Origin of the sequence: Ruegeria sp. HKCCA5929, assembly GCF_013034525.1 — a bacterium.
In the GTDB taxonomy this organism is placed as follows: domain Bacteria; phylum Pseudomonadota; class Alphaproteobacteria; order Rhodobacterales; family Rhodobacteraceae; genus Ruegeria.
This window is the reverse complement of sequence record NZ_WQGE01000001.1, coordinates 638050-656281: the sequence shown is the minus strand read 5'-3', so window position 1 is coordinate 656281 and position 18232 is coordinate 638050. Positions and strand designations below refer to the sequence as shown.

The 18232-nt window shown below is 56.8% G+C and carries 15 protein-coding genes and 3 tRNA genes; 12 read left to right on the top strand and 6 right to left on the bottom strand.

Annotation, left to right across the window (positions count from 1 at the left end; all coding sequences use genetic code 11):
- Nucleotides 1-52 precede the first annotated feature (52 nt).
- The gene (gene gyrA / locus GOV90_RS03255) at nucleotides 53-2776 is read right to left on the bottom strand and encodes a DNA gyrase subunit A (RefSeq protein ID WP_171090295.1); all 2724 of its coding nucleotides are present in this window, start codon (nucleotides 2774-2776) and stop codon (nucleotides 53-55) included.
- Between the two features lie 192 nt (nucleotides 2777-2968).
- Here gyrA and GOV90_RS03250 point away from each other — a divergent pair, with 192 nt between their 5' ends.
- Complete coding sequence (locus GOV90_RS03250; RefSeq protein ID WP_171090293.1) at nucleotides 2969-3238, top strand: usg protein; 270 nt, start codon at nucleotides 2969-2971, stop codon at nucleotides 3236-3238.
- Nucleotides 3239-3339: 101 nt separating this feature from the next.
- Nucleotides 3340-4035, top strand: a complete 696-nt coding sequence (locus GOV90_RS03245; RefSeq protein WP_171090291.1) for a hypothetical protein — start codon at nucleotides 3340-3342, stop codon at nucleotides 4033-4035.
- Here the strand turns inward: GOV90_RS03245 and GOV90_RS03240 are convergent, their stop codons facing one another.
- A complete protein-coding gene (locus GOV90_RS03240; protein ID WP_171090289.1) occupies nucleotides 4036-4989 on the bottom strand; it encodes a radical SAM protein in 954 nt (317 codons plus the stop codon).
- 164 nt (nucleotides 4990-5153) lie between these two features.
- Here GOV90_RS03240 and zwf point away from each other — a divergent pair, with 164 nt between their 5' ends.
- The 4 genes from zwf (at nucleotide 5154) to GOV90_RS03220 (ending at nucleotide 10690) form a co-directional block, all read left to right on the top strand.
- Nucleotides 5154-6608 (top strand): glucose-6-phosphate dehydrogenase, encoded by a 1455-nt coding sequence (gene zwf, locus GOV90_RS03235; RefSeq protein ID WP_171090287.1) that lies wholly within the window; start codon nucleotides 5154-5156, stop codon nucleotides 6606-6608.
- Nucleotides 6605-7276: a 6-phosphogluconolactonase gene (gene pgl, locus GOV90_RS03230; protein WP_171090285.1), complete on the top strand. Its 672-nt coding sequence runs from the start codon at nucleotides 6605-6607 to the stop codon at nucleotides 7274-7276. Before zwf ends, pgl begins: the two co-directional genes overlap by 4 nt.
- Before the next feature lie 4 nt (nucleotides 7277-7280).
- On the top strand, nucleotides 7281-8885 hold the full coding sequence (pgi, locus tag GOV90_RS03225) for a glucose-6-phosphate isomerase (RefSeq protein WP_171090282.1): 1605 nt from the start codon (nucleotides 7281-7283) through the stop codon (nucleotides 8883-8885).
- A 185-nt stretch (nucleotides 8886-9070) separates the two neighbouring features.
- Complete coding sequence (locus GOV90_RS03220) at nucleotides 9071-10690, top strand: long-chain-fatty-acid--CoA ligase (RefSeq protein ID WP_171090281.1); 1620 nt, start codon at nucleotides 9071-9073, stop codon at nucleotides 10688-10690.
- Nucleotides 10691-10711: 21 nt separating this feature from the next.
- Here GOV90_RS03220 and GOV90_RS03215 read toward each other — a convergent pair.
- A tRNA-Asn gene (locus GOV90_RS03215) sits at nucleotides 10712-10786 on the bottom strand.
- A 336-nt stretch (nucleotides 10787-11122) separates the two neighbouring features.
- On the opposite strand from GOV90_RS03215, the gene GOV90_RS03210 reads away from it, so the two are divergent.
- The gene (locus GOV90_RS03210; RefSeq protein WP_371808816.1) at nucleotides 11123-11722 is read left to right on the top strand and encodes a hypothetical protein; all 600 of its coding nucleotides are present in this window, start codon (nucleotides 11123-11125) and stop codon (nucleotides 11720-11722) included.
- Nucleotides 11723-11920: 198 nt separating this feature from the next.
- Here GOV90_RS03210 and GOV90_RS03205 read toward each other — a convergent pair.
- Nucleotides 11921-11995, bottom strand: a tRNA-Asn gene (locus tag GOV90_RS03205).
- A gap of 76 nt (nucleotides 11996-12071) precedes the next feature.
- The gene (locus GOV90_RS03200) at nucleotides 12072-12986 is read right to left on the bottom strand and encodes an MBL fold metallo-hydrolase (RefSeq protein WP_171090277.1); all 915 of its coding nucleotides are present in this window, start codon (nucleotides 12984-12986) and stop codon (nucleotides 12072-12074) included.
- 44 nt (nucleotides 12987-13030) lie between these two features.
- Here GOV90_RS03200 and GOV90_RS03195 point away from each other — a divergent pair, with 44 nt between their 5' ends.
- Together GOV90_RS03195 and GOV90_RS03190 are read left to right on the top strand one after the other, a co-directional pair.
- Entirely contained in the window at nucleotides 13031-14350 is a 1320-nt protein-coding gene (locus GOV90_RS03195) for an ATP-binding protein (RefSeq protein WP_171090275.1), read from the top strand.
- A 98-nt stretch (nucleotides 14351-14448) separates the two neighbouring features.
- Nucleotides 14449-14985 (top strand): hypothetical protein, encoded by a 537-nt coding sequence (locus GOV90_RS03190; protein WP_171090273.1) that lies wholly within the window; start codon nucleotides 14449-14451, stop codon nucleotides 14983-14985.
- A 147-nt stretch (nucleotides 14986-15132) separates the two neighbouring features.
- Here GOV90_RS03190 and GOV90_RS03185 read toward each other — a convergent pair.
- A tRNA-Ile gene (locus GOV90_RS03185) sits at nucleotides 15133-15209 on the bottom strand.
- 107 nt (nucleotides 15210-15316) lie between these two features.
- Here GOV90_RS03185 and purM point away from each other — a divergent pair.
- From purM to rnd, 3 genes are all read left to right on the top strand, one after another.
- Nucleotides 15317-16363: a phosphoribosylformylglycinamidine cyclo-ligase gene (gene purM / locus GOV90_RS03180; protein ID WP_171090272.1), complete on the top strand. Its 1047-nt coding sequence runs from the start codon at nucleotides 15317-15319 to the stop codon at nucleotides 16361-16363.
- Nucleotides 16360-16956, top strand: a complete 597-nt coding sequence (gene purN / locus GOV90_RS03175) for a phosphoribosylglycinamide formyltransferase (RefSeq protein ID WP_171090270.1) — start codon at nucleotides 16360-16362, stop codon at nucleotides 16954-16956. The genes purM and purN overlap by 4 nt, the downstream gene beginning before the upstream one ends.
- 113 nt (nucleotides 16957-17069) lie before the next feature.
- The gene (gene rnd / locus GOV90_RS03170) at nucleotides 17070-18227 is read left to right on the top strand and encodes a ribonuclease D (RefSeq protein ID WP_171090268.1); all 1158 of its coding nucleotides are present in this window, start codon (nucleotides 17070-17072) and stop codon (nucleotides 18225-18227) included.
- The last annotated feature ends 5 nt before the right edge of the window (nucleotides 18228-18232 follow it).

Sequence of the window (18232 nt, the reverse complement as noted above, 5' to 3'; positions counted from 1 at the left end):
AAAACCCGAGGTCAGCAAACCTCGGGTTTTTCTATTTTACAATCTGGAACGACTACTCTTCTGTCTCGTCTTCACCCTGATCGGCGATCCATGCAACGCTGACAACTTCTTCGCCCTTGCCAGTATTGAAGACCCGTACACCACCTGCACTGCGGGACCGGAAGGAAATTCCTTCGACAGGGACGCGGATCGACTGACCTTTCGACGTGGCCAGCATGATCTGGTCGTCGATCTCGACCGGGAAAGATGCCACAAGCTCACCGCCGCGCATCGCCTTGTCCATGGCCGCCACGCCCATACCGCCGCGTCCGCGGACAGGGTAGTCGTGGCTGGAGCTTAGCTTGCCTGCTCCGCCGGTGGTGATGGTCAGGATCAGGTTTTCCGAGGCTGACATTTCGGCATAGCGTTCTTGTGTGATCGAACCTGGCGCTGCTTCATCTTCATCCGTCTCACCATCGTCGGCAATGCCTGCCACGGCGCGGCGTCGCTTAAGGTAGGCCGCACGCTCATCAGCTTCGGCCTCAAAGTGACGGATCACCGACATCGACACCACGCGGTCGCCATTGGTCAGCTTAATGCCACGCACCCCGGTGGATTCGCGCGAGTTGAACACGCGAACATCGGTGGTGCGGAAGCGGATCGCGCGGCCCGAATTGGTGACCAGCATCACATCTTCGTCTTCCGAACAGATGCGGGCATTCACCAGCTCCACGCCTTCGGGCAGTTTCATCGCGATCTTGCCGTTGCGGCGCACATTGGTGAAGTCCGACAGACGGTTGCGGCGCACGTCGCCTGCGCTTGTGGCGAAGACGATTTGCAGGTTCTCCCACTCTTCATCCGGCACGTCCACGGGCATGATAGCGGCGATGGACACACCGGTCGGGATCGGCAGGATGTTGACGATCGCCTTGCCCTTGCCGGTCCGGCTGGACTGCGGCAAGCGCCAGGTCTTGAGCTTGTAGACCATCCCTTCGGTGGTGAAGAACAAAAGTTGGGTATGCGTGTTCGCCACGAAGAGGTTGGTAACGACGTCCTCTTCCTTGGTCTGCATCCCCGACAGGCCCTTGCCGCCACGTTTCTGCGCGCGGAAGTCGGCCAGCGGCGTGCGCTTGATGTAACCGCCCGAAGTGACGGTCACGACCATGTCTTCACGCTCGATCAGGTCTTCATCTTCCATGTCGCCGGACCAGTCGACGATCTCGGTACGGCGGTCGACGGCGAATTGTTCGCGGACGCTGCGCAGCTCATCTGCGATGATGCCCATGATGCGCTCGCGCGAGGACAGAATATCCAGATATTCCTTGATCTTGGCGGCCAGTTCTTCCAGCTCGTCCGTGACCTCTTTGACACCCAATTGGGTCAGGCGTTGCAGGCGCAATTCCAGGATCGCGCGGGCCTGAACTTCGGTCAGGTTATAGGTGCCGTCGTCATTCATCTTTGACAAAGGATCGTCGATCAGGCGCAGATAGCCTTCGATCTCGGATGCCGGCCAACGGCGGGTCATCAGTTTTTCGCGCGCTTCGGCGGCGTCTGCCGAGGATCGGATCGTGGCAACCACCTCGTCCACGTTCGACACGGCCACGGCCAGACCACAAAGGATGTGGCTGCGCTCTCGCGCTTTGCGCAGGTCGTACGCGGTGCGACGTGCCACAACATCTTCGCGGAAGTCGATGAAGGACGTCAGGAATCGGCGCAGGGTCAGCTGCTCGGGTCGGCCTCCATTCAAGGCCAGCATGTTGCAGCCGAACGAGGTCTGCATCGGCGAGAAGCGGAACAGTTGGTTCAGGACCACCTCGGGCGTCGCATCGCGCTTCAGTTCGACCACGACCCGTACGCCATTGCGGTCGGATTCGTCCTGCACGTGACTGACGCCTTCTATCCGTTTCTCGCGCACCGCTTCGGCGATCTTTTCGATCATCGAGGCCTTGTTTACCTGATACGGAATCTCATCCACGACAATCGCATAGCGATCCTTGCGGATTTCTTCGACACGGGTCTTGGCGCGGATGATGACGCTGCCGCGACCTTCCAGATAGGCTTTGCGCGCACCAGATCGGCCCAGCATGACGCCACCCGTTGGGAAATCGGGGCCGGGGACATATTCAATCAACTGCTCTGAGGTCAGGTCAGGATCGTCGATCAGGGCCAGAGTCGCATCGACGACTTCGCCAAGGTTGTGCGGCGGAATATTGGTCGCCATACCCACGGCGATACCACCGGCGCCATTGACAAGCATATTCGGGAAACGCGCGGGCAGGACGGTTGGCTCTTTGTCCTTTCCGTCGTAGTTGTCCTGAAAATCAACGGTCTCTTTTTCGATATCAGCCAGCAGTGCGGCAGCCGGTTTGTCCATCCGCACTTCGGTATAGCGCATGGCCGCTGGGTTATCGCCGTCCATCGAGCCAAAGTTGCCCTGACCATCCAGCAAAGGCAGCGACATCGAGAAATCCTGCGCCATTCGTACCAGCGCGTCATAGATAGCTGAGTCACCGTGCGGGTGGTACTTACCCATCACATCGCCAACCGGACGCGCCGATTTGCGATAGGCTTTGTCGTGGGTATTCCCCGTCTCGTGCATGGCGTACAGAATACGCCGATGCACCGGCTTCAGCCCGTCGCGCAAATCCGGGATCGCGCGGGATACGATGACCGACATGGCATAGTCCAGATAGGACGTGCGCATTTCGGATTCGATGGAGACCGTCGGGCCGTCATAAACTGGGCGCTCTGGCGGGGTTTCGTCCATGTTTTCAGGAATTTCTGGCGTATCGCTCACGTAAACTGCCCGATCTTTGGCTTGGGTCTATATCTTGTGGATGCACCTTATCAGACCCGGCACATAAGGTGCAAGCAAGCAGCGCATTGAGCGCAAAAAACCACGGTAACGTCCCGGTAACATATTGTTATCCAAGAATTAGAAGGTTTCTGTGTTAGCCTGAAGAGACCTTGCAACAAACCGGAGGTCCGCATGAACCCAAGCGAAACCGAATTGATGCTTAAAGGGTACGGTCTGACAACGGCAGAATTCTTCTATCACATGCCCGACTATATCCACGTCTTGAACACGTTCATCTGGCAGGAATACGACCTTGCGCCGGATCATCCGAAACTGTTCGAATTCATCGATTTCTGGCAGCGAGAGATCGAAGGGCCGCTTCATTCCGTCAAATTTACCCATCGCAAAATGATCGCGCCGGGCGAATGGCGTAACATGGTGGGTGAGTTCCGAGTGAACTAAGCAGATGTGAAAGTCTGACCGAGCATCGAAATACCCGTTCTCATTTAGAACAAGTCGGGTATGGTGGCAGCCAATTCGTTGGAGCCACAGGATAAAAAACGATGAAACGAGCGGTACTTTTTACTGCAATGCTGAGCCTGAGTGGCCCTGTATTTGCCGAAGGTGTTCTGGGCAAGATCAAGAAAGGTGCTGAAAACACCGCAGACGCGATCGGTCGTGGCGCGGAAAGCGTCGGTGACACAATCAGCAAAGGCGCTGAGGCCGTCGATGAAACCATCAATTCCACTTCGGATTTGCTGTCCAACGAAGCGACACCGGAAGAAACGCGTGCCAAGCTGGACGTGATGGCAGGAGAGATCCTTGATCAGTTGCTTGCCGAAAACCCCGAAGCGCAGTCACTTTATGACGTCAGTGCAGGTTATGCGGCCTTCGACTCGCGCAAGATTTCGGTCTTTCCGGTTTCGGCAGGGTATGGGCGCGGTGTGGCCGTTTCGAAAGACACCGAGCAGCACACTTACATGAACATGGGCACGGGCGGTGTTGGCGCGGCCATTGGCATTGGCGGCTTTGAGACGAAGTTTGTGATATTGTTCGAAACCCCGGCAGACCTGGAACACTTCATAACACATGGCTATGACGCAACGGCTGAAACTGGTGCCATGTATGGTGAAGAGAAAACGGGCGAAACCGTGCGCTTTACCGACGGGCGCTCTTTCTTTGTGCTCAGCAAAAAAGGTTGGCGCGTGTCAGCAGGTGCATCCGGCACCAAGTTCTGGAAATCGCCCGAACTGAACTGATCACCCCGAGCAGCTGGCACCGCCCAGAACGCAAAACTTAGCGCAATGAGGGTGGTTGAGGTGAACATCCGCCTCGGCTTCGGCCAGGCTGTGCCCCATCTCGAATTCGGGTTCGTAAGGCAGCAACGTGCAGGCCAGAACGGCAGGGCGGTCTGCGCCTTTGCGTTTGACCACCATGCGCGAACTTGCGCACATCACCGCATTTGGGGATTTGTCCAGAATTCCCCAGCAGGCGGTTGTAATTTCAGGCACTTCCACGGTCTCGTCCATCTCGGGGAACAAAACGGTCTGCGCCGGATCGTTGGGGTCGATGTCAAAGCGATGCTGGGCAAAGAATGCAGCATAGCCAGCGCGGCTCTCTGCATCCGTGTCCCCCCAAACCGTTCTACCTGCGATCGCCATGTTGAAACCGTGATCGCGCAACCATTCCATTCCGGCAACGGTTTTGTCGAAACTGCCTTTGCCACGCTCTTCATCGTGCAGGTCGGGGCGGTGATGATCGACCGAGATGCGCAGGGTCAGTTTGTCGTTGTATTTGCTCTGCAACTCCAACAAGCCTTCGCGCATCTTACGGCGCATCATCGGGGCCATTGCATTGGTCAGGATCAGGACGTCGTATCCGCGCTCCAGCGCGGCACGCGTCATCTCGATCATCTCGGGGTTCATGAAGGGTTCGCCGCCGGTAAAGCCGATCTCGCGCACGGGCCAGTTGCGCTCTTTAATTTGATCCAGATAGTCACGAACCTCATCAGCGGTCAGATAAACCAAAGCGTCATTGGTCGGGCTGCTGGCGATGTAACAGTTGACGCATTCGATGTTGCACAGCGTACCTGTGTTAAACCACAGCGTGTCTGGCTGGGTCAGTGAAACTGTTGCGCGGGTCTGCCCGTCTGCCGTCACCAATTTGTTTTGAAACTTGCCGATATTGGCGAGCTGTGGGGCGTTGTCTTTCATTCCCGCATCCGGTTTTTCTGATGTCGTCGGTTTGAACTAGCGTGTTGTTTGGGATTTGGTAAGGGTGACGCGACGGTTCTGACAGAGTTTTGATGAGCTTTGAGTCTTCAATTTTGATTGCGCTAACATTGGACATGCCGAAAGGGGCGGGGTAAGGACAGCTTATGGTTTCACGCGTCATCCCAGTTGATCCTTTTGATCTGATCATTTTCGGCGGTACCGGCGATCTTGCGCAGCGAAAAATCCTGCCTGCGCTTTTCCGTCGGTTCTGTGCGGGGCAATGGCATGAGGATGCTAATATTCTTGCCGCAGCCCGGGCGAACCATACTGCGGAAGAATTTCGTGAGATGGTTGCCGAGGCATTGCGCCAACACGCACCAAAGCGGGCGCAGGACAGCCGGGCGCTGACGCGGTTTTTGCAGCGGCTCGATTACGTGTCGCTGGATGCCATGGCTGCAGATGGTTGGGATGTTCTGGGCGAAAAGCTGTCGCCGGACCGCATAAGGGCGTTTTATTTCTCTGTCGGTCCAGGTTTGTTCGGCCCGTTGGCCGAGCGGGTCAGGGCGCATGATCTGGCGACGGACGACACTCGCATCGTGGTGGAAAAACCGTTTGGCCATGATCTGGACAGTGCGCGGGCCCTGAACGCCACGCTGGCTGCGCATTTCGACGAGAGCCAGATTTACCGGATCGATCATTATCTGGGTAAGGAAACCGTGCAGAACCTTATGGCTGTGCGCTTTGGCAATATGCTGTTCGAACCCTTGTGGAACAGCCAATATGTCGACCACATCCAAATCACGGTTGCGGAAACCGTCGGGATTTCCGGGCGCGAGGAATATTATGAGCGCGCAGGCGCAATGCGAGACATGGTGCAGAACCACCTGATGCAATTGCTCTGCCTGATCGCGATGGAACCTCCGGCCAAATTTGATCCTGACGCAGTGCGCGACGAGAAACTCAAGGTAATCCGAGCGCTTGACCAGGTAGAGCCCCATCACATTGTGCGCGGCCAGTTTGCAGCAGGGCCAGATGGGCCGGGATACCGGGACTGCGTTGGCAATCCGCGCTCGACCACCGAAAGCTATGTGGCGTTGAAGGCTCATATCAGCAACTGGCGGTGGGCTGGAACGCCATTCTATCTGCGTACGGGTAAGCGGTTGGTGGCGCGGTCTTCGGTGATCAATGTCATGTTCAAGGACGCGCCGCATTCGATCTTCGGAGAAGAAGCCGGACGGCACGCCAATGCGCTGTCGATCCGTTTGCAACCCAACGAAGGGATCACCCTGAAGGTGACGATCAAGGAGCCGGGGCCGGGTGGAATGCGTCTGGTCGATGTCCCACTGGACATGAGCTTTGCCGAGGCTTTGGGACCCGAAAATCAGGACCCGCCGGATGCTTATGAACGGTTGGTGATGGATGTGATCCGGGGTAACCAGACGCTGTTCATGCGCGGGGACGAGGTCGAGGCCGCCTGGGCCTGGACCGATCCGATCATCGCTGGCTGGCTGGCGCGCGGCGACGTGCCGAAACCTTATGACAGCGGCAGCACAGGGCCGGGCGACGCCGAGCTGCTGATGAAAAGAGACGGTCGCCGTTGGCAAGGAATCAAGCCATGAATATTCTGGAATATGCAGACCGAGAAATGCTGGCCATCGACGTAGCCAATACCTTGGCGGGTGATCTGGAAGCTGCACTGCTACATCATGAGACAGTCGCATTGGCCGTTCCCGGTGGGATAACGCCGGGGCCAGTGTTTGACAGCCTTTGTGCGGCTGATCTGGCGTGGGACCGTGTGCGTGTTCTGCCCACTGATGAACGCTGTGTACCTGCCGATCACGAGCGTTCGAACGAGCGCTTGATCCGTGAAAGACTGCTGACCAATCGCGCTTCTGCCGCGCATTATATCCCGCTCTATGTACCCGGTGCGGAACCCGAGGCGGCACTACCTGAAATTGAATCCCTGATCGCACCGGTTTTGCCGTTGTCGGTTCTGGTGCTTGGGATGGGCGACGACATGCATACGGCTTCGTTGTTTCCGGGGATGGAAGGGTTGGCGGAAGCGCTGGACAGCAATGCGCCGACGCTGGCTGTTGCACGTACAGAGGTGCAACCCGAAGCGCGCATTTCGCTGACAGCGCCGATTTTGGACGGCGCGCTGTCAAAGCACCTGATCATCTACGGTCAGGCAAAGCGCGATGCTTTGGAAAAGGCCATGTCGTTGCCACCTGAAGAAGCACCAATCGCCGCAGTGCTGAGCGGTATGACTGTCCATTGGTCGGAGTAAACACATGCAACTGGGCGCTTTGAAAGCATTGGCAGACGCGGACCGCCGTATCTTGGACCTGTTTGAGTCGGACGCGAACAGGGCCGCGGAATTTTCAGCTTCGGCCGGGAATATGCTTTTTGATTACTCCAAGACGCAGATCGACGAAAACGTGCGCGCGGGGCTGAGCCAACTCTGCGAAGACGCCGGTCTTGCGGCGCGGCGCGATGCGATGTTTGCGGGCGAAAAGATCAACGAAACTGAAGGGCGCGCGGTGCTGCACACGGCCTTGCGCAATCTGGACGGTGGCCCGGTCGAAGTGGATGGTCAGGACGTCATGCCCGAGGTTCTGGACACGCTACAACGGATGCGGGTCTTTGCCGAAGAAGTCCGTGGTGGTGCGATTGCGGGGGCAGGGGGCAGCTTTACCGATATGGTCAATATCGGCATCGGCGGGTCTGATCTTGGTCCTGTCATGGCAACACATGCGCTGGCTCCTTATCATGATGGGCCGCGTCTGCACTATGTTTCGAACGTGGATGGCGCGCATATCGCGGACACGCTGCGTCAGTTGGACCCGACGCGGACTTTGGTGATTGTCGCCTCGAAAACCTTCACGACCATTGAGACAATGACCAATGCGCGCACGGCGCGTGCCTGGATGTCCGAAGGCGGAGGCGATCCATCCCGGCAGTTTGCCGCCGTATCCAGCGCATTGGACAAGACGCAGGCGTTTGGCATTCCCGAAGCGCATGTGTTCGGTTTCGCCGATTGGGTCGGTGGGCGTTATTCGGTCTGGGGGCCAGTGGGTCTGCCGGTCATGATCGCTGTCGGCTCGAACGCGTTTGATGCGTTTCTGCGCGGCGGGCAGGCGATGGATCTGCATTTCCGCTCGGCGGAATGGACCGAGAACATGCCCGTCATGCTGGCGCTGGTCGGTATCTGGCATCGTCAGGTTCTGGGCCATGCCAGCCGCGCCGTGCTGCCCTATGATCAGCGGCTGTTGCGGCTGCCCGCCTATTTCCAACAGTTGGAGATGGAATCGAACGGCAAATCTGTTGCCATGGATGGGTCTTCGCTGACTGTTCCGTCGGGGCCCGTGGTCTGGGGAGAACCGGGTACAAATGGTCAGCACGCGTTCTACCAATTGATTCATCAAGGCACGGATGTCATCCCTTGCGAGTTCATGGTTGCCGCCGAAGGGCACGAACCCGAGCTGACCCATCATCACCGCCTGCTTTTGGCCAATTGTCTGGCGCAGTCCGAAGCCCTGTTGCGCGGTCGATCACTGGACGAAGCGCGGGACCGTATGGCGGCAAAAGGGCTGACAGATGCGGAACTTGAGCGACAGGCGCGACATCGGGTTTTCCCCGGCAATCGCCCATCCACCACTCTGATCTATCCGAAGCTCACACCATTTGTACTGGGTCAGATCATTGCCCTGTATGAGCACCGGGTGTTTGTCGAAGGTGTGCTGTTGGGTATCAACTCTTTCGACCAATGGGGGGTAGAGCTGGGTAAGGAACTGGCTACTTCACTTGGCCCAATTGTGGATGGAGCAGAGAGTGCCGAAGGCAAGGACGCGTCCACCGCTTCGTTGGTCGCGTATGCGTTGAAACATCGGGATTGACGTCTAAAAACGCAGCGCGCTTCACTGGCGCGTTGCATTCTTTTATTGTCAGACAATTAAATGCTTGGCAGGGTTCCATCCTAGGAAACGACTGGATTGACGCAATGGGGCCTGCCCCTAGCTGTTAATGTCAGATGGATAAGGCAGGGGTCATTTAAGACGCCGCCAATGACGGGAGGATGTCCATGCTGGGACAGATGATGACGCAGCCTTTGCTGATTTCGTCACTGATTGATCACGCAGAGCGCTACCATGGCCAGACCAGTATTGTCTCGGTTGAGACAGATGGAACGGTCACCAAAACCAACTGGGCCGAGATTGCGGTGAACGCCCGACGCCTGGCATCGGCGTTGACTGGACTGGGATTGGAACCGCAAGACAGGATCGGGACTCTGGCTTGGAACAACCGGCGGCATCTGGAGATATACTACGCGACGTCAGGCTCTGGCTTTGTTTGCCATACGGTCAATCCGCGCCTGTTCCCCGAGCAAATGAACTACATCATCAATCACGCTCAGGATCGTGTGCTGTTCTTTGATGCAACTTTCATTCCGCTTGTGGCTACACTGCATAGTGCGCTTACAGAGGTCAGGCACTTTGTCTTGATGGGGCCGCGCAATGAAGAGGCAGCGTCACAGATCCCTGATCTCAAATTCTACGACGAACTGATCGAAACAGGAGACGCCGGGTTCGTATGGCCTGATTTGGATGAAAACACCGCATCAAGCTTGTGTTACACCTCCGGCACGACGGGCAATCCGAAGGGCGTGTTGTATTCCCATAGGTCTACGTTGCTGCACAGCTTTGCGTCGAACACAAAAGATGTAATCGGATATTCCGCGATGGATGTCGTCATGCCTGTTGTGCCGATGTTCCACGTCAACGCCTGGGGGTCGCCCTATGCCTGTGCCATGTCAGGATCACGACTTGTGTTGCCCGGGCCGGATTTGCACGGAGAAGCATTGGTCAACCTGATCGACACTTATGGTGTGACGCTGGCCATGGGGGTGCCCACCATTTGGCAAGGTCTGCTGGCCCATGCCGCCAAATGCGGGACCGAGTTGAAAAGCCTGGACCGAACAGTGATTGGCGGGGCAGCCTGCCCGCCCTCGATGATCGAAACCTTCCGCGAAAATTATGGCGTCGACACGGTTCACGCTTGGGGCATGAGCGAGATGAGCCCTCTGGGTACAGCAAACTACCCGCTGGCCAAACACATTCAGTTACCGTTGGAAGAACAGCACGCAGTCCGTCTGAGCCAGGGCAGACCGCCCTTTGGGGTCGAGCTGAAAATCGTCGATGATGATGGCAATGACCTGCCACATGACGGCGAAACGCAAGGCGATCTGATGGTGCGGGGGCATTGGGTTCTGGACAGCTACTTTTTGTTGCAGGATCAGCAGCTTCTGCAAGACGGCTGGTTTGCCACTGGGGATGTCGCCACGCTGGACCCGGATGGCTATATGACCATCCGTGACAGATCCAAGGATATCATCAAATCCGGTGGCGAATGGATCAGTTCGGTCGAGCTTGAAAATATCGCGGTCGCGAATCCCAAGCTTGCAACTGCCGCCGTTGTGGGCGTGCCGCACCCGAAATGGGATGAAAGGCCCTTGCTCGTCGCTGTGAAGGCTGAAGGCGAAGACCCAAGCGAAGACGAATTGCTGCGTTTCTTCGAAGGCAAGATTGCCAAGTGGCAGATCCCGGACAAGGTGGTGTTTGTCGAAGCGCTGCCATTGAACGCAACCGGGAAGGTCCTGAAACGCAACCTGCGCGCAGATTTCGAAGACGCCCTGAAGGGCTGAAATCAGTACGTTATGGAAGAATGGCTCCGGCGGTAGGGATCGAACCTACGACCAATTGATTAACAGTCAACTGCTCTACCGCTGAGCTACGCCGGAACGGTTCGCGCCGTATAGCAATCCGGTTTCCCGGCGTCCAGTGCGGCGTGCAAGATTTTGAGGAAATTTTTTTCGGCCTGAAATTTGGGAACAAAGCCGTTCTTCGGGCTATTGGTGCTTTCTTGCAGCTTGCGTGGTAATCCGTTTTTGTCGGTGCATCTGCATCCTGAAAGTCGGGATACAGGAGTTTAACCGACCTGTGCCCACGGAATCACACTGTCGCTATTGATTTAGCTGTCATGTGGTGTGAATTCTGTAACGGACGAGTTTGCCGGAACAGAGACCACGGTGAATTCATACGTATGACATAAAGTACGAAATGACCCGGAGATCATATTGAAAACGGCAAACCTGGAAAAACCTGTTCTTACCATGCCGGAAGATGCGCAACGTGTTCTGCGAAAGCATTATGATGCGGCCTCTGTAATTCTTGAATATGGCTCTGGCGGTTCAACCGTGGTCGCTGGTGAGATGGAATCAAAAAAAGTTTTCAGTGTCGAAAGTGATCGAAGCTGGGCCCGTATGATGCGACGTTGGTTTCGCGAGAATCCTCCGAATACGGGTACCGAGGTCAATATCTCTTGGGTTGATGTCGGTGAAACCAAGAAATGGGGGTTTCCGGTAAATCAGGAAAAATCGGCGCGATATCCCAGATACCCCCTTTCGATCTGGCAGAGCAAAGGGTTCAAACATCCCGATGTGGTTCTTGTTGACGGTCGGTTTCGCGTGGGCTGTGCCCTGGCAACAGCCTTCAACATTACTCGGCCCGTGACCTTACTGCTCGACGACTATGGGGATCGCCCACGGCTGCAGGCGGCGGAAGAATTTCTGCCCAAGCCTGAGCTTGTCGGCCGCATGGCAATTTTCCAGATAGAGCCGATGCAGATTCCCGCCGACCGCTTGATTCGTGTCATTCGGTTGTTAACGCTTCCGTAGGGGCGTGTTTTGGGACGCGTTTGTTCCTCAGCAGGACCGAGTAGCAAGCTTTTAGGCAATTCAGCGTTTCTTTGAAATGTATTGAAAAAACTGGACTTGAACCTTGGTCGAGTAAGCGCTTGCCCTAGCACGTCCAACAAGTCGCGGATTTCAGGACCGCGAAGTGGGAATTGCCAATATCTCGATTTAAGATTTGATTGGCTCCGGCGGTAGGGATCGAACCTACGACCAATTGATTAACAGTCAACTGCTCTACCGCTGAGCTACGCCGGAACTGAGGCGCGTATAGCAACCCGGATTTCCGGCGTCCAGAGGGGAAGCGCGCGAAGCGCAAAAATTTTTCTATGTTTCAGCCGACGCGATGAAACTTGGCTGTGACAGACATTTCTCCACGTGGGAGAACTTTGTTTTTTCCAAGCAGATCAACAAGGTGCGCAAAGACGTTCCGCTCGGCAGCAGGCAACAGGGCAGCGGGTAAGTCGGTATAGATACGCTCGGCCAGTTGCCGGGCTGTGCCGTCTGCCTGTTCCAACGCGGACAGAATCTGAGCCTCGCGGGTTAGCCGATGCTGGATCAACCAGTCCAGACGCTCGGCGGGGTTTGTAATTGGTGCCCCGTGCCCTGCGTGGAATACCGACCAGCTCCGGGCACGCAGGCGGCGGCAGGCCGCCATGAAATCCGTCAAATCTCCGTCCGGGGGTGAGACCAAGGAACTGGCCCAACCCATCACGTGGTCTGCCGTGAAACAGGTGTTCTGCCAGCCCAAAGCGATATGATTTCCCAGATGGCCGGGAGTGTGAATGACCTCCAACTGCCAACCGTCACCAGCAATGGCCTCACCGTCTGCGACTTCAACATCCGGGCGAAACGCCGAGTCGATACCTTCGCCACCTCCGGTCATACCTTGCGCGACCAAATCGGTCATGACGTCGCTTCGGCCCGCCTCTGGCCCGCCAAAGGCATAGATCGGAGCGCCTGACCTTTGGGACAGGGGCGCAGCAAGGGGGGAATGATCCAGATGCGTGTGTGTCACGATAATGTGGCTTATCTTTTGCCCCGGCTTCAAAGCATCGAGAATCGCGTTCAGATGCGCCTCGTTTTCAGGGCCGGGGTCGATCACAGCAATGTCTCGATCCCCAAGCAAATAGGTGTTGGTGCCACGATAAGTCATAGGCGACGGATTCGGGGCCAGGATGCGCCGCAGCCCCGGTTGCAGATCGACCGCAATACCTGCGGTAGGATTGAAATCGTCAGGTGCCTGCATTCTGCGCTCTTCCTCTTATCCGGGCGGCCCGCTAGGTTTAGCCCATGTCTTCGCAATGGCTCAAACCCTATCTGCCTCGCAGCCTTTACGCCCGCGCCGCCTTGATTCTGGTTTTGCCGGTGATCGTGTTGCTGCTTGTGGTGGGCATTGCGTTTATTCAGAAACACCTGGAAGACGTCACCGGGCAGATGACAAGCGCCGCCTCGCGCGAAGTGACCCTGATCACCACGATGATTGCAGATGCTGAAACCCAGCAAGAGGCTGTGGCCGCGATGCGCCCCGATTTGCAAGCCCTTGAAATGCAGGCGCGTTTTCTGGGCGTGAACGAAGAACCGATGATAGGGGCGCGGCGTTGGTATGATTTCATTGCGCCGCAGGTTCAGGCCGATCTTCAGGCGAACTTGCCCGATCTGGTTGCCGTTGCTCTGCCAACCAGCCGCGAGGCGCGGGTCTATATGCAAACGCACCTTGGCGTGTTGCAACTGACCTTTGATCGGCGCAGGTTGTCACCGGTTGCGCCGCACCAGTTGATCGTGACGATGGTGTTTTTCGCGGTGATCATGACTACGATCTCCTTTCTTTATATGCGCAACCAATTGCGGCCGATCACGCGATTGGCCGATGCTGCGCAGGCGTTTGGTCGGGGGCGGGTCGTGCCGTACACCCCCGGTGGTGCAATCGAAGTTCGTGCGGCCGGCAATGCGTTTCTGGACATGCGCGCCCGGATCGAACGTCAGATTGAACAACGAACCCTGATGCTGTCGGGTGTCAGTCACGACCTGCGCACGCCGCTGACCCGTCTAAAGCTCGGGCTGTCCATGCTGCCCGAGGATGAGGCCGCACCTTTGCAGCAGGACGTGACAGAAATGCAGTCTTTGCTAGACGCTTTTCTGGATTTCACACGTGGCGCTGCGGAAGGGTCCCCCGAGGAAGTGCAGCCCGACGTGTTTATTCGCCAGATCGTCGAGGATGCTAAGCGCGCCGGGCATCAGGCCGATTTAATTGGGGTTGAGGGGCAGGGGACAGTTATGTTGCGCCCCATGGCCATTCGCAGGGCCGTTGAGAACCTGATCGGAAATGCGGTGCGTTATGGATCACGCGCTGACGTCAGCTTGACGCTGAATCCCAAGTCTATGCGTATCCGTGTCGAAGATGATGGTCCCGGTATTCCAGTCGAGGAACGTACCGAAGCGGTCAAGCCTTTCACCCGACTTGACCCGGCGCGCAATCAGAACAAAGGCAGCGGCGTAGGGCTGGGATTGGCGATCGTGGCGGATATTGCCCGTGCTCATGGTGGAACCTTGCGGCTGGCAAAAAGCGAGCGTTTGGGCGGGCTTTGTGCGGATATAATAATCGGTAGGTAGCCAAAATTCTCTTGCTAATTAAATGCATGCAATTTTGTGCTTTTGTATAAGCATGTCATTCTAACCCCAGTTTTCAAACGACGTGGGGTTCAGAGAAAATGATTAAAGCAGCTCTTAGCAATATTGAGAAAGTCGTTGTTACTGTCACTTCATTGTTCGCGCTTGTTCCGATCACGCAATTCGCACGGGAAGCCGAAGATCGAAAATTCGAACGCATGGCAAGCTTCATTGCGCTTGGCGATACCTGCAGCAATTGGATGCAGGAAGAAGTGATTCAGGGGATGGCGTTTGAGCTGAAGCACTTTGTCCAGGAAGACGCAGATGAGTTCGCACCTATTCCGGTTCAGGTCCGAGCAAATCAGGTGATCTATTGTTCTTACGTTCTGGATTACTTCCAAGCCGAGTTCGCAAAAGTCTATGGCCCGCCAGATCCGGATCAGGAGTATTACGAACCGACTGCGGATGAATACTTGGCCATGCTGTATGACGCCTCACATTGGTCCGTGCCGATCGATTTTAAAGACTACCTTGTGACCGTCAGAAACCTGCCAAATTCGGCTGGGACACATACGTTCTACGAAACACAAAGCCCCTGGTGGCTGGCTGATAGCGTAGAAGAGTTTCTGGAGTATTAATTCCGCCGGTCTGCGGTGTTTTAGCAGGATCTACGTTTTGTATCGCTGTGCAAACAGGCCAGACATTTCGACTTCGCGGGGTTCGGCACGCCAATTGGCCCAAGGGCGAAACGTTTATCTTTTCTGTCAAAGCGTTAGGCGGTGATTTGGTAGGCCCGGCAGGACTTGAACCCGCAACCAAAGCGTTATGAGCGCTCTGCTCTAACCAATTGAGCTACAGGCCCGCCACGGCGTCTTGCCTATCACGGTGAACGCCCGCGTCAAGCCTGACCGTTGCAACATGTTGCACAATCGACTAACCCGCCCGCAAAGCATTCATGAGGGACCGACCATGACAGCGGGTAAGAACGGAATCACCTATGCCGATGCAGGCGTGGACATTGACGCGGGCAACGCTCTGGTCGATCGGATCAAGCCCGCCGCCAAGCGGACCAACCGCCCCGGCGTGATGAGCGGGTTGGGTGGCTTTGGTGCGTTGTTCGATCTGAAGGCCGCCGGGTATCAGGACCCGATTCTGGTGGGCGCAACAGATGGCGTTGGCACTAAACTTCGGATTGCGATTGATACCGGTGTCGTGGATGGGGTCGGCATCGATCTGGTGGCCATGTGCGTCAATGACCTGATCTGTCAGGGGGCCGAGCCGCTGTTCTTCCTGGATTATTTTGCGACTGGCAAGCTGGACACTGACACGGCAGCGCGGATCATCGAAGGCATTGCCGAGGGGTGTGCGCAATCCGGCTGTGCGCTGATTGGCGGAGAGACGGCTGAGATGCCGGGCATGTATCCCGATGGTGACTTTGATCTGGCCGGGTTCTCGGTTGGTGCGATGGAACGTGGTGCGGATTTGCCCGCGGGTGTTCAGTCGGGTGACGTGCTGCTGGGTCTGGCTTCGAACGGTGTGCACTCCAATGGCTATTCTCTGGTGCGCAAACTGGTCGAGCTGTCTGGGCTGGGTTGGGATGCGCCGTCGCCTTTCGGTGAAGGATCGCTGGGTGAGGCCCTGCTGACGCCCACGCGCCTGTATGTTAAGCCAGCTTTGGCTGCAGTCCGTGCCGGTGGTGTTCACGCGCTGGCCCATATCACAGGCGGTGGCCTGACCGAAAACTTGCCGCGCGTGTTGCCCGAGGGGTTGGGGGCCGAGATCGATCTGGACAGCTGGCAATTGCCACCCGTCTTCAGCTGGATGGCGGAAACCGGTGGCATCGTCGAAGCCGAAATGCTCAAGACCTTCAACTGCGGCATCGGCCTGATTGTGGTTTGCCAGGCAGACAAGGCGGATGCGTTGTCGACCTTGCTGTCCGACGCCGGTGAAACAGTTGCGCGGATCGGCACCGTGACCGAGACGCCCGGCGTTGCCTATTCGGGCAAATTGCTGTGAGCCACAAGCGCGTCGCGATCCTAATTTCCGGCGGTGGGTCGAACATGGTGTCGCTGGTCGATAGCATGACTGGCGATCATCCGGCGCGGCCTTGTTTGGTGCTGTCCAACGATGCACAGGCAGGCGGGCTGAAAAAAGCTGCGGACCGTGGCATTCCGACCGCAGTGGTCGATCATCGTCCGTACAAAGGGGACCGCGCCGCGTTTGAGGCCGAGCTTTTGAAGCCCTTGCAAGAGGCACAGCCGGACATTGTATGCCTGGCAGGTTTCATGCGCGTGTTGACGGGGGATTTTGTGTCCAGGTTTCAGGGGCGGATGCTGAACATCCACCCCTCTTTGCTGCCAAAATACAAGGGTTTACACACCCATGCCCGCGCCATTGAGGCGGGTGACTCCGAACATGGCTGCTCGGTTCATGAAGTAACAGCAGCGCTGGATGATGGCCCAATTTTGGGGCAGGCACGGGTGCCTGTCGAGCGGGGCGATACCCCGGATTTACTTGCTGCGCGAGTGCTGGTTCAGGAGCATGTGCTCTACCCCGAAGTGTTGCGCCGTTACGCTGAAGGCAACAGGTCGCCCGTCCTGTTGCCCTGAACCCGCTCTGGGTGATTTACACCTGCCCGATAATCGGCCTATGGTCGATGGTAACGCTCGGGACGTAAAAAAACGGGCAGTCACAAAAACCAAGAGCGATACTAGTACGGCGCATGAAAACCCTGACGACGACGCAAGAGCTGGCCGACTTCTGTAAGGCCGCTGCAGGCTATCCTTATATCACTGTCGACACCGAATTCCTGCGCGAGCGGACGTATTACTCCAAACTCTGCCTCGTGCAATTGGCGGTCCCCTCCGAAGACGAAGACAGCGCGGTTCTGGTGGATCCGCTTGCTGATGATCTGTCGCTGGAACCGCTTTATGAGCTGTTCCGCAATGAAGACGTGGTAAAGGTTTTCCATGCTGCCCGTCAGGATCTGGAGATCTTCTGGGTCGAGGCCGGGGTGTTTCCTAACCCTTTGTTTGACACACAAGTCGCGGCAATGGTTTGCGGCTTTGGTGAACAGGTGGGTTACGAGACATTAGTGCGCAAGATCTGCAAGCAGGGAGTCGACAAGACTTCTCGGTTCACGGACTGGTCACGGCGTCCGTTGACAGACGCGCAGAAAACGTATGCGTTGGCTGATGTCACCCATCTTCGCAAGATTTACGAACACCTGGCGGCTGAACTTGAGAAGACAAAGCGCAGCCATTGGGTAGGGGAAGAACTGCGCACGCTGACGCAGCCTGCCACCTATGACATTCGCCCGGAAGAGGCCTGGAAACGAGTCAAGACGCGGACAAATTCGGCCAAGTTTCTGGCTGTGGTGCGGGAACTGGCCCAGTTTCGCGAAGCTTATGCGCAGGAAAACAACGTTCCTCGGAACCGGGTTTTCAAGGACGATGCGCTGATTGAACTGGCGTCAACCAAACCCAAAACGCCCTCGGATCTGGGTGGATCGCGGCTGTTGCTGCGCGAGGCACGAAAGGGCGCGATTGCCGAAGGTATTTTGGCCGCTGTAAAACGTGGGGTGAATTGCCCTGCGGATAAGCTGCCTAAGGTCGACACGTCGCGGGACAAGCTGAAGGTCAATCCGGCATTGGCCGACTTGCTGCGCGTTCTTCTGAAATCCAAAACAGAAAGTTCCGGCGTAGCTGCCAAACTGATCGCCACAAGCTCTGAACTGGATCAGATCGCCGCCGGTGAACGCGACTTGCCCGCCATGGCAGGCTGGCGGTTTGAAGTCTTTGGTGAAGACGCGCTGAAACTTTGTGAAGGCAAGATCGCGCTGGCTGCCAAGGGGCAGGCGGTCAAGGTGGTCTCGCTTTAGCGGCG